Origin of the sequence: Microcoleus sp. EPA2 (assembly GCA_020882975.1) — a bacterium.
GTDB lineage: Bacteria > Cyanobacteriota > Cyanobacteriia > Cyanobacteriales > Microcoleaceae > Microcoleus.
This window is the reverse complement of the sequence record JAHRFD010000020.1, coordinates 59,285-72,608: the sequence shown is the minus strand read 5'-3', so window position 1 is coordinate 72,608 and position 13,324 is coordinate 59,285. Positions and strand designations below refer to the sequence as shown.

The window sequence follows — 13,324 nt, the reverse complement described above, 5'->3', positions numbered from 1 at the left end:
TCAGTTATACAATCACCACACAAAACAACGGACCAAGCACCGCCGATAACGTCACCATCACCGACAGCATCATTCCCGGCTTAACAGGAGTAGTTGTCTCCGACAACGGTACCTACAACAGCACTACAGGGATAGTCACCTTCCCCGTAGTCACCTTAACCAATACTGCCAGCACCACCCGCAGCATCAGCTTCGTCGCACCAGCAGGAGTCAGCGTCTCCAATACCGCCAGCAGTAAATCGAGTACCCCAGACCCCACTCCGGCTAACAATGACGGTACTGCACCGGGTGCCAAAGTCACCACAGCTCTAACACCCAGCGCCGATGTCGTCACCACCAAAACCGGGACGAATAGTGCAGCACCAGGTGCCACCGTCAGTTATACAATCACCACACAAAACAACGGACCAAGCACCGCCGATAACGTCACCATCACCGACAGCATCATTCCCGGCTTAACAGGAGTAGTTGTCTCCGACAACGGTACCTACAACAGCACTACCGGGATAGTCACCTTCCCCGTAGCCACCTTAACCAATACTGCCAGCACCACCCGCAGCATCAGCTTCGTCGCACCAGCAGGAGTCAGCGTCTCCAATACCGCCAGCAGTAAATCGAGCACCCCAGACCCCACTCCGGCTAACAATGACGGTACTGCACCGGGTGCCAAAGTCACCACCGCTCTGACACCGACACCAACACCTCCAACACCTCCAACACCTCCAACACCAGTCAACCAACCCCCTGTCACCAACAATACCAATGCAGTCCTAGCACCCAACAGCACCCTTCAACTCCCCGGACTCGGAGGTACAGACCCCGACGGAACCATCGCCTCTTATACAATAGATACTTTGCCTCCCGTCGCCCAAGGAGTCCTGTTCTTAGGAGACCCAGCCAACGGTGGCGTCCCTGTCACACCGGGTCAAGTGCTGACACCAGCCCAAATTAGTCAGCTATTCTTCCAGTCCACAGGTACGTTCACCGGAGCCAACTTTAGCTACAGAGCTACTGATGACAAAGGTCTCAGCAGTCCGGCGGCTGCTACGGTATCGGCTTTGCTACCTGGTGCTAACCAACCGCCTGTAGCGAATAATGTGAATACAGCGATCGCACCCAACAGCACCGTTCAACTCCCCGGACTCGGAGGCACCGACCCCGACGGAACGATCGCCTCTTATACAATAGATACTTTACCGAACGCCGCCCAAGGAGTCCTGTTCTTAGGAGACCCAGCTAACGGTGGCGTCCCTGTCACACCGGGTCAAGTGCTGACACCAGCCCAAATTAGTCAGCTATTTTTCCAGTCCACAGGTACGTTCACCGGAGCCAACTTTAACTACAGAGCTACTGATGACAAAGGTCTCAGCAGTCCGGCGGCTGCTACGGTAGCGCAGATTGTAGCTCCCACGCCAACTCCCACACCAACACCAGTCAACCAACCCCCTGTCACCAACAATACCAATGCAGTCCTAGCACCCAACAGCACCCTTCAACTCCCCGGACTCGGAGGTACAGACCCCGACGGAACCATCGCCTCTTATACAATAGATACTTTGCCTCCCGTCGCCCAAGGAGTCCTGTTCTTAGGAGACCCAGCCAACGGTGGCGTCCCTGTCACACCGGGTCAAGTGCTGACACCAGCCCAAATTAGTCAGCTATTCTTCCAGTCCACAGGTACGTTCACCGGAGCCAACTTTAGCTACAGAGCTACTGATGACAAAGGTCTCAGCAGTCCGGCGGCTGCTACGGTATCGGCTTTGCTACCTGGTGCTAACCAACCGCCTGTAGCGAATAATGTGAATACAGCGATCGCACCCAACAGCACCGTTCAACTCCCCGGACTCGGAGGCACCGACCCCGACGGAACGATCGCCTCTTATACAATAGATACTTTACCGAACGCCGCCCAAGGAGTCCTGTTCTTAGGAGACCCAGCTAACGGTGGCGTCCCTGTCACACCGGGTCAAGTGCTGACACCAGCCCAAATTAGTCAGCTATTTTTCCAGTCCACAGGTACGTTCACCGGAGCCAACTTTAACTACAGAGCTACTGATGACAAAGGTCTCAGCAGTCCGGCGGCTGCTACGGTAGCGCAGATTGTAGCTCCCACGCCAACTCCCACACCAACACCATCACCAGTACCAACACCAACTCCATCACCAGTACCAACGCCAACTCCATCACCAGTACCAACCCCCACGCCAACTCCCCAGGCCAATGAACCGCCAGTGGCTAGCGATGCTACCTTGAGCATTCCCCCCAATAGCAGCAAACAAATAACAGGATTGTCAGCCACCGATCCCGATGGGTCGATCGTCTCTTACACTATCAACACTTTGCCCCCAGCAGACCAAGGAATCCTATTTTTAGGAGACCCAGCTAACGGCGGCGTTCCGGTAACACCTGGTCAAACCCTGACTCCTCCACAGATTCAGGAATTATTTCTCCAAACAAGTGGTAATTTTACCGGGGCTAATTTCAGTTACACCGCCACGGATAACCAAGGGGCTATCAGTAGTCCCTCCACGGCTACTGTGACTGCTATCCAGCCAGTTTTCCCCACACCAACTCCTATCCCCGAACCCGAAACAGACTGTGGGTGTGAGCTGGTTGTGGAAACACCGGAAATTAACTTTTTGCCACCAACACAACCCCCTGAAGTCTCATTTAACAGCCCAGAGACATCAGTGGCGCTTGAGGAACAAACCCTTAAAGGCACTAATGGCAACGACTTCATTCAGGGTAGCAATCGTAACGAAAATATTATCGGTTTTTCAGGTCGTGACCTACTTTTAGGTGAAGGTGGTAACGATGAAATTTACGGCAATGAAGACAATGACACAATTTTTGGCGGATTTGGCAACGATGTTGTTTACGGTGGCGAGAATGACGATTTTCTAGCCACTGGGAAACAAAACGATTTGGTTTCTGGCGACTTAGGTTCTGATACTATTTTGGGCGATCGAGGTGCGGACACTATTTTGGGAGACACCGGGCTAAACAACTCCCAGACTCCTGACGATGCTCGCGATTTAATCTTCGGAGGCGATGGTGCAGATGTCATCAACGGCAATGAGGGTGAGGATACCATTCATGGCGGCAAAGGTAATGATATTGCTTTTGGAGGTCGAGACAATGACCTGATTTGGGGTGAACTCGGCTCCGATACGTTGATTGGCGGTACTGGAGAGGATAGCTTGTTTGGTGGTATCACTGACAACAGGGCTAAGGACTTCCAAGGACGGGACTTGCTCTATGGAGGTTTCGGCAACGATTTTCTGAGCGGCCAAGAAAATGACGATACGCTGATTGCCGGCAAAGATAATGATGCTGTTTATGGAGGCAGAGGTAATGACCTAATTTTTGGTCAATTAGGCTCTGATACTCTCTACGGTGGAGCAGGTATTGATACCATCCTCGGTGACAGTGGCAGTGCTAACTCGATTGGGGATACTGGCGAACAAGATTTAATCTTTGGTGGCACCGGTGACGACATCATTGCCGGCGGTAACGGTAATGATACGGTGCAAGCAGGTAAGGGCAAGGATGCCGTTTGGGGCGGCAAAGATAATGACTTGATTTGGGGCGAACTTGGTCCTGATACCCTTACCGGGGACAGTGGAGACGACACTATGTACGGTGGTACTCGCAGTCGATTCAAGGATGTCGAGGGGAATGACTTGCTCTTGGGGAATATCGGTTCTGACTTATTATTTGGCGATGAATCTGAGGATACTATCAGTGGCGGTAAGAGCAATGATTCTCTCTACGGTGGCAAAGGTAACGACCTCATACATGGAGACAGTGATGATGACTTAATTTATGGCGGTGATGGTAATGATGAGCTTTGTGGCGATGATGGCAACGATACCATCTTTGGCGATCGCGCCGATGACAGAGGTGTGTCTGTAGGTACTGCTGGCCAGCAAGATTGCATCAGTGGCGGTGCTGGCGAGGATTTGCTTTACGGTAATGAAGGGGAAGATACTCTCAACGGGGGTGATAGTAATGACACTCTCAATGGAGGGAAAGATAACGACATTCTCAATGGCGGTGAGGGTGACGATTTACTGTTTGGTGGCTTGGGCGATGATACTTTGATTGGAGGTATGGGAAGCGATCGATTTGTGTTGAGTGCTGCTAGTGGCAATGATACTGTGATTAATTTTGAGGTTGGTGTCGATCGATTTGTCTTGACTGGTGGTCTGAGTTTCCAGCAGTTACAATTGACACCTACTCTCAACGGTACACTGCTGCGAGTAGCTGGAACTACTGAAGTTGTAGCTACTCTGGTGGGAGTTAATGGGGCGATAAGCTCCTCTGATTTCCTCTAATACCATTTTCATAAAGTCCTACTACAGATGTAGTTCAAAGCCCCCCCTTGGGTTCGGGGGGGTTGGGGGGGGGTAGATATAAGTTTGTTAGCGATTTATATCAAATCCGTTGACATCGGAATGATTAATCTCTCTCTTCTCTTCCTTCGCGTCCTTAGCGCCTTCGTGGTTAAATCATTCCGATACAACCGGAATTGATATTAATTGCTCCCTGAGCGGAGTCGAAGGGAGCAATTAACAAAACACCTTGGCAACTCCTATCTTCCTACTTTTAGGATTGATATTTTTTCAAAGTAGCAACTTGTTCGGGGAAGATTTCGATCGACATTTTCTCGTCATATCGAGTAGCGAGCGATCGCGTCACCTCTCCCAAAAACAGTGGCTGGGAGACTCCTGGCTCTGGATGTATAATTGTCCGTACCTTAATAGTCATGTAGTCTCTGCCACGTCCAGAGCGGCCTGGGGAGTACAAATCCGCAGCAGCTTGCTGCATCGTCGCTTCCAACTCTGATGGGGCGATAGTCGGTGGCACGGTAATTACAGTTTGAGCGCCGCCTGTATCGTAAACTAGAGAATAGCGTACAGCACCGGGAATTTCTGTGCGAGTAAACAATCCTAAACCGAGGCCAAATATACTAGCAGCAATTACTGCCATAAAGCTAGTAACTCCTACCAAGCGGAAGCGAAAACCCCACTGCAAGATAAAAGCAATCACCGTTAAAACAGCGAAAGCCGCTGTGATAATTCCTGCCCATTGGGCGTACATTAAAAGGTTAGAATTTACGTTCATTCGATATTTCTGTATTTTTTGACTTTTATTTGTTATTTGTTATTTGTTCCTTTGGACCCAACAGCAGATAAGTCATCATATCTCCTTTGCCCTTCACCTGAAGCACGCCGCGAGCCTCGAAAATGTACTTATCCCGTAGCCTTTCGTAGGTAGCAACTGTAACCTGAATTCCTCCGGGTACACCTTGAGATTCCATCCGAGAAGCTATATTTACTGTATCTCCCCATAAATCATAGGTAAACTTTTTAGTACCAATTACCCCAGCTTCCACTGGGCCAGTATTGATACCGATGCGGATGCTGAGTGGTCGATCGCCTTTGGTTCGCATCTTGCTAATGGCTGCTTGAATGTCGATCGCCATAGAGGCGATCGCCTCAGCATGATTGTCACTGGGTGTCGGCAAACCACCAACTACCATATAAGCATCGCCGATGGTCTTAATTTTCTCAAGTCCGTAGCGATCGGCCAACTCATCAAATTTCGAGAAAATCTGGTTGAGCAATTCCACCAACTCCGCGGGCGATAAGTGAGAGGAAAGCTTAGTAAAACCAACCAAATCGGCAAACATCACAGTCACGTCAGAGAAACTGTCGGCGATCGTAATTTCTCCCTGTTTGAGGCGTTCTGCGATCGCCTGGGGTAAGATATTCAGCAGCAAACGCTCGGACTTCCCCTGTTCCTCAGCTAACTCCTGTAAATAAGCTTGCTCCTGATCGCGCAGCCGTTTTTTTTCCAGACAAGCACTAATCCTAGCCTTCAATAGTACCGGATTAAAGGGTTTAGAAAGATAATCTTCCGCCCCCAACTCGATACAACGGACGATACTGTCAATATCGTCCACCGCCGAAATCATAATCACTGGGATGTAGCGCAATCTCTCATCCGCCTTCAGGTTTTCCAGGACTTGATACCCGTTCATTTGGGGCATCATAATGTCAAGCAGAACCAAATCAAAAGGCGCAGAGCGCATCAATTCTAGAGCTTGGACACCATCTTCAGCAACTGTCACCGCGTGGCCTTGACGCTGAAGTCGGCGGGCCAGTAAATCGCGGTTTACTTCATTGTCGTCAACAACTAGAACGCTGCTCTCATCACCTTTCATGTCATAGCCTCTTTCAGAAGCAGTTCAATCTTACTCAAAAGTCGCGGAAATTCCACCGGTTTGGTGTCGTAGTCGTCACAGCCAGCATCTAAACACTTTTCTCGATCGCCTGCCATAGCATGAGCCGTCAGGGCAATCACCGGAATCCTGCTAGTTTCTGGAGCTGCCTTAATTTGCCTGGTTGCTTGCCATCCATCGAGCACTGGCAAACTCATATCCATCAGAATCAAATCCGGTACTTTGGCAATCGCCATCGACACTCCCTCGGCACCGTCCACTGCAATAAACACCTCGTGTCCCTTGCGAGCTAGGCGTCTTGACAGCATATCTCTGTTCATTTCGTTATCTTCGACCAACAGGATTTTAGCCATTGGTTCCCTCCTTGTCTTTCGAGCCGTACCTGCGATCGAATCTCTCATTCACTATAGAACGAACGTCGCGCAGCAAAGTATCGCAACTGTAGACTCCCTTAAATAGCACGCGATCGACACAACCATTTAGCTGTTTGCTTTCGGCTGGTGTCAAATCTTTACCCGTGATCACAATAATCGGTATTGGATCTCCAGAGTTCAATTTGCGAACTTCGGTAATCAACTCAAAGCCATCCATTTCTGGCAACATCAAATCCAGTAGGATCAGGTTGGGTCGGGAAACGTCTAGGCGATCGAGAGCAGCGCGCCCACTATCGGCTTCCGTTACGGCCCAGCCCTGTTTTTCTAGTATGCGTCGCAGTATTCTGCGGGTGGCAACATCATCTTCCACAATCAGGATCTGACAGCTTAAATTGTTATTTGCCCGGTTGTCTTGGTGGCGTCGGTACTTCCTCAACAAAGTAGCCAGCCGTTTGCCGTCCACGGGCTTGGTGAGATAGTCCGATGCACCCAATGCAAAGCCGAGGCTTTTGTTGCCAACAAAGGATAGCAGGATTACGGGAATTTCTGCAAGGTCTGGATCTGCCTTCAGGGCTGAGAGCACTGCCCAGCCGTCCATTCCCGGCATCATCACGTCGAGAGTAATGGCATCCGGGTGCAGTTCCTTGGCAAGAGTTAAGGCTTGTTCCCCGTTGGTGGCGAGTTCTATGTGTAGTCCTTGGCGAGTCAGAGCCCGTTGGATCAAATCCCGCGAAATCGCGTCATCGTCAACGACTAGAATAGTCCCTATAGTATTTGAACCCAGGGAGCTGCTGCTGTCTGGGACGGTGTTTTCTGGTATTTCCGGCAGTTGGATTTGGCTGGGTAGGATGACGGTGAAAGCGCTGCCGATACCCAATTTGCTGTTGGCTTCTATGGTGCCACCCATCATTTGACAGAAGCGCTGGCTGATAGCCAATCCTAAACCTGTGCCGCCGTACTTACGGGTGGTTGAGGCATCAGCTTGGGTGAAAGGTAGGAAAACTCGCTGCAATTGTTCTGGACTCATGCCGATGCCGGTGTCGGCGACACGGAAACTTAAAAATTCCGAATTGGAAATTAAAATTTGACCATATTCCTCTTGATTTTTGATTCTTAACTCTTCATTTTTAATTTTTTCGACTCCGATCGCAATCTTTCCATTTTGGGTAAATTTAGCGGCATTACTCAGCAGGTTCAGTAGTACCTGTCGCACTTTTGTCATGTCTGCGTGCATGGTTTCGAGATTGTCAGGGCAGTAAATTTCTAGGATGTTGCCGTTTTTTTCGATCAATGGGAGTGCGGTAGCCACCGCGCTCTGTATCAGGGAGGGGATGTCGAAGGTTTCTAGGTACAGTTCCATTCTCCCGGCTTCTATTTTAGAGATATCTAAGATGTCGTCGATCAGGGAGAGCAAGTGTTTGCCCGCGGTGCGGATTTTTTCTAAATCCGGGACTGATGCCTCGTTCCCAGAGTCTTCGGCTTCTTCTTGAAGCATTTCGCTGTAGCCGATGATCGCGTTGAGGGGTGTGCGGAGTTCGTGGCTCATGTTTGCCAGAAATGTACTTTTGGCACGGTTTGCTGATTCTGCTGCTTCTAGAGCCTGGTGGAGGGCTGCTTCAGCTTGTTTGCGATCGGTGATGTCTTCTACAGTACCTTCGTAGTATAGAACGTTGCCCTTGTCGTCGCAGACGCTGCGGGCGTTTTCGGCAATCCAGATTTGGGTACCATCTCGGCGGTATACTTGCGACTCAAATTTGGATATTTCACCGACATCAGCCATGACTGCAATCAAGTCTGCCCGTCGGTGGGGGGCGCTGTAAAATTGGCTGTTGGCATCGGCCAGTTCGTTTTCCATTTGGGTGCAGGAATCGTAACCGTAGATGCGGGCTAGTGCGGTGTTGGCACTGATGTAACGCCCGTCTGGGGTGATTTGGAATATGCCTTCCACGGCGTTTTCAAAGATGCTGCGGTATTTTGTTTCGGCTTGTCTCAAGGCTGATTCTGCTCGCTGGCGCTCTAGGGCATTGGCTAGCATTTCTCCTACTATTTTGAGCTGGGTGCATATTTCTGGCGATCGAGTTGTTGTTTCCTTTTGGCTATCGAATCCAATAAATCCGATTAATTCTTTACTGCAAACTAGGGGGATAATTATCAAGGCTTGCAGGCTTTTTATAGCTTCTTTAATTGAAAAATTTTGCAGGGATTCTCCCAGGGCTGCCAAGGACTTCAGGGAGCTTTTGTTTGTATTTTTAAATTGGTACTTTTGGATTGATTCCGGTTCGGGGTTTTCGTCAAAATATGCTATTTCTAATATTTTTATCTCCTCTATTTCCTTCATTTTTGGAATATATATGCTTTCAAAATTAGCGATTTTGTCCGCTAGCCAAGGAATATTTTTTACTGAGATTTCTGGCATTTTTTCTCTCAGAGACTGTCTCCCTATTTGACACCATTCGTAGCTATTATTGAATTTAACTTTGTCGGGGGATAACAGGTATATGTAACTGCGATCGAAGCTGGTTTTTATGGCGATCGCTTCTAGGGCTTGAACGATACCTCGCTCTATTTCTGATACTGACTGGCTGATAAAATGTGTTGATAAACTGGTAATTAATTGGTCGAACTCAACTCGCTCTTGCAACGCTTTTTCTACTCTTTTGCGTTCGGTAACATCTCTAAAACTCCAGACTCTGCCTACTATTTTTGAGCCTACTTTTGAGGGCAGGGAATGTAATTCAAGAATTTTCCCGTCTTTAAATTCTAGTAAGTCGTCTATTTGAGTATCTGGATGAGCCGACACTTTCATCACATTTTTGAGAAATCCTTGGGGATATTTTAATTGTCGCAGGGCAAAGGGAAAGCTGGTTTTAGTGGGTTTTTGGAGAGTGCCGACAGTCGATCGACTTAATTGCTGTGCTTCCGACAAACCCCACATTTCGAGAAATTTTTGATTGTAGTTACACACGTTACCATTATTATCAACAGCAATAATACCCGCATCCGTGGATTCTAAAACTGATTGTAGCATAGAGAGCGATCGCTCTTTTTCTCTAGCAACTCGCTTTTGTTCGCCGATGTCAAAAAATACTAAGACGGAGATGTTAGCGCCACCATCGGCGGGATTGAAAAAATAGGAAACGGGTAAAATTTTCCCATCGCGGCAGAGAAATTGTTCTTCTGAATTACTGTAAGGTTGACCAGAGGCGATCGCCTCTGGTAAAGATAGTTTAGTGGCGATCGATGACTGTTGGCTCTTGTTTGCTTCCTGTGGCTGGGAACTTAAAACCTTTGATTTTTTGCCTTTCCTCTGTTTGGAGGCGATGCGCTCGGCCAGCGCCACCCCTGCAAGTTCCGACTCTCGCCATCCCAACAGGCGTTCGGCTTCTGGATTGACACCAATCACAATTCCCTTAGCATCCAGGATCAAAAGTCCCGCACCTAAGTTGTTGACAACGGCCGAGAGTCGATCGATTTCGGAAACCTTGGGAGCGTCTGGAGCAGACTGTAGCGCTTCTGGCTCGGAGTTTTCCGAAGCTGGTTTCACCAACACCCGCTGGTCATTGCTGTGATAGCTTTGACCGATCTCTTCTAAAAATCGCTCCCACTGCTCAGCAGTAGGAAGGGTAGAATGGTCGGTTAAATTAAGTTGTGCGAGTTGGCGCTGGAGGTGAGGATGCATAATTTCTGGTGCTTTGTCAGCAACTTTTTTAAGTATAGGTAGTCGAGTGTAAAGAGTTTAAATACTCACAGCCGGCTGCCGTGGGGTGATGATTGAGGGTTGATTGGAGTCGGCTACCGAAATGGTCTAATGTCAATTACTCTAAATTTTCCGCTCAAATCTAACATGGAAAATCAATTTGGGAAGTTTCGCTGAACTTGGCGGGAAGCCGAATTGTAAAAATAGAGCCTTGATTCAACTGGCTGATAGCTGTAACATCTCCGCCCATCATTTTGCAGTATTTTTTGGTAATTGTCAGTCCCAAACCTGTTCCACCATACTTTTTGGTGCTGGAAGAATCGGCTTGGGTAAATGGCTCGAACACTCTGGCTAATTGCTCGCGAGTCATACCGATCCCAGTATCTTTGACAGTGAAAACGATCCAGTCTTGAAATGGAGAGTGGAGAGATATCCCAGGTGAATTATTTTCTTGTCCTCCATCAACACGCTCTGATACTGTAGATTCTTGGGTACTTTGGACTTGTTGGCGGGTAACGGCGAAAGTCACCACCCCAGAAAAAGTAAATTTAGAGGCATTGCTCAGAAGATTCAGCAAGCACTCGCGGAGTTTAGTTAAATCTGTATACATATCGCCAATATCGTCATCACATTGTATGTCTAAAATATTAGAATTTTTGTCTGCTTGCAGGGCAATCATAGCGGCCACATCCTCAACCAAACTTAAGATACTGAAATTTTCCAGGTCTAGTTTCATCCGGCCAGCTTCAATCTTAGAAAAGTCAAGAATATCTTTAATAATTGCTAGCAAGTGTTGACCTGCGGTGCTAATTCTCTTGAGGTCATCGACAAACTCTTCGGCACCTAGGTCTTGGGCATCTTCTTGTAGAAGTTCGCTGTAGCCAATAATCGCATTCAGCGGGGTTCTCAGTTCGTGGCTCATGTTGGCGAGAAATTCACTTTTGGAGCGATTTGCCGCTTCGGCTGCTTCTTTGTCGCGGCGGAATTCTTCGGCTCGTTTGCGCTCGGTGATGTCGCTGGTCATGATTAAAACGCACTGGGTGCTGCCAAGGTAAATCAGTTCCACCGACAGCAGCCAGTCCCGTTCTTCGCCTGTTTTGGTGCGAATTAATACTTCTTCATTGCTGATGGAATTTTGCGATTGCAAAGTCTGGGCCAGTCGCGGTCCGTCTTCTGGGTTGACCCACATTTTCAACTCGTCGGCATTGTGGCCGAGGAAGTCGCTGCGTTCCCAGCCTAGCTGGCGCAAAAAGCTTTCATTGGCATCTAGAAAACAGCCGTCTGTGAGGGTGCAGATGCTGATGCCGACTGGTGATGCGTGAAAAGCTTTGGAAAATCTCTCTTCGGAGGAGCGGAGGGCTGCTTCGGCTCGCTTGCGGTCTGTGATGTCTTGGACAGTGCTGCTGATATAGGTAGAGTTGACGGCGGCTTGTTCGCAGACGGTACGCTGGCAGCCGTCGGGGAGTAAGAGTCGGTAGTCGATGCTGTAGGGCTGTTTTTGAAATAAAGCAGCTTCAATGGATGTCTTGACTAATTCTCGATCGTCTGGATGTACATATTCGAAGAAAGCTTCGAGACTGGGTTCAAAGCTTCTCGGCGGTTGTCCCAGAATGCGGTAAATTTCATCAGACCAGCGCAGTTGTTTGGTAATGCGGTCTAGGTCCCAGTTGCCCAACTGGGCGATGCGCTGGGCATTGGCGAGGCTGGCTTCGCTAGCTCGCAGGAAGGTTTCTGCTTGGCGACGTTCGGCTACGGTGGCCGCTAAGACTAAGCCTGTAACGGCGATGACTGCAATGAATGCTTGCAGGGATAAAAGTGCTTGGGGGATGCTGCTAGCGTGTTTGAGAAAAGGGCCGCTACCTCTGGCTATGCCCCAGATGGCGAAGCCGCACAGGATGAAGTTGGAGAGGGCGGTGTAGCGCTGACCAAATCGAAAGGCTGCCCAAACTACTAGGGGAAAGGGTAGGTATTCCAGGGGATAGCGGGCGTAGGCGGCACGGGTGCGGGAGCAGAAGACTAGCCAGCCCACGGCTAGCAGTAGCAGCAGCCAAATAGCGCGTTCGACAATCTGCTGGCGATCGGCTTTGATGGAGGGTAATTCACGCCAAGTCAGGATCAGGGGGGCGATGAGCAAAATTCCCATGGCGTCTCCCACCCACCAAGTAGCCCAAATTCTGCCAAAATTGCTCCAGCTAGATAAGCCTGTGAGACATTGGACGAGGCTGCCGATGGTGGAGTTGATTAGGGTAGAGCCGAAGGCTGCTAGTCCGACTATTCCTAAGATGTCTTTGAGTCGATCGAGTCCGGCGCTGAAGTGAAGCCGTTGCAGCAGGTAAGTTCCTATCCATGCTTGCAGAGCTCTGCCGCTGGCGGAGATGAAGGCGCTGGCGATGTTAGTTGAAGGGTCGCTCATGCTAAACAGGAAGCCGCCGATGGCGACGCCTGGCCACAGTTGACGCCCGAACAACAGGAGAGCAACTTGGGCAATTCCTGCTGCCGGCCACATGGGGGATACTTCTGAACTCAGTGTGAGCATGGAAATGGCGAATTGGGACGCCCAAAAGTAGATCAGAGCGATCGCACCTACTGAGAGGAAGTACCGCCAGGAATGTCCTTTGATGGTGTGAAGGAACTTTTTCTGCATTGTCGTTGGGGGAACAGGTGGACAGTCGTTGGGGTATCAGTCAGCGGTACGGGACGGGGATCGGGTAAGGAAAAACTCGCTATTAAGTGATGGTAGGGCATAGGTGGTTGCTAGGAGAAGAACGGTTTAAACTCACTTTTTGTTGAGATGTTAATGGCTGTTTTTTTTAGGACTCGATCAAATTTACACGTAAAATTTTGATTTGTCGCCAAAAGGCATTTTTCGCCAATATATCCGTAAGTACGGATGGTTGGGTAGGCAAATTTTGGGTTTTTGTTAAAGATTTATGACTTGGGAAGAATGGGCGTTAGTTGGTTTATCAAGGAGCGCTGGATCGATCGGTGGGACTGATTCTCCCATCT

The 13,324-nt window shown here is 49.2% G+C and carries 5 protein-coding genes and 1 pseudogene; 1 reads left to right on the top strand and 5 read right to left on the bottom strand.

Features of this window, described 5'->3' with window-relative positions; genetic code table 11:
• Positions 1-4,337: pseudogene (locus AAFP14_RS17685) on the top strand (DUF4347 domain-containing protein); the annotation flags it as partial.
• Positions 4,338-4,608: 271 nt separating this feature from the next.
• Here AAFP14_RS17685 and AAFP14_RS17680 read toward each other — a convergent pair.
• From AAFP14_RS17680 to AAFP14_RS17660, 5 genes are all read right to left on the bottom strand, one after another.
• Positions 4,609-5,127 (bottom strand): Ycf51 family protein, encoded by a 519-nt coding sequence (locus AAFP14_RS17680; protein ID WP_341733547.1) that lies wholly within the window; start codon positions 5,125-5,127, stop codon positions 4,609-4,611.
• A gap of 25 nt (positions 5,128-5,152) precedes the next feature.
• On the bottom strand, positions 5,153-6,229 hold the full coding sequence (locus tag AAFP14_RS17675) for an adenylate/guanylate cyclase domain-containing protein (protein WP_341733546.1): 1,077 nt from the start codon (positions 6,227-6,229) through the stop codon (positions 5,153-5,155).
• Positions 6,226-6,600, bottom strand: coding sequence for a response regulator (locus AAFP14_RS17670; protein WP_340524211.1), 375 nt, complete (start codon positions 6,598-6,600; stop codon positions 6,226-6,228). The genes AAFP14_RS17675 and AAFP14_RS17670 overlap by 4 nt, the downstream gene beginning before the upstream one ends.
• A complete protein-coding gene (locus AAFP14_RS17665; protein ID WP_341733545.1) occupies positions 6,593-10,300 on the bottom strand; it encodes a response regulator in 3,708 nt (1,235 codons plus the stop codon). Before AAFP14_RS17665 ends, AAFP14_RS17670 begins: the two co-directional genes overlap by 8 nt.
• A gap of 160 nt (positions 10,301-10,460) precedes the next feature.
• On the bottom strand, positions 10,461-12,962 hold the full coding sequence (locus tag AAFP14_RS17660) for an MASE1 domain-containing protein (protein WP_341733544.1): 2,502 nt from the start codon (positions 12,960-12,962) through the stop codon (positions 10,461-10,463).
• Between the last annotated feature and the right edge of the window lie 362 nt (positions 12,963-13,324).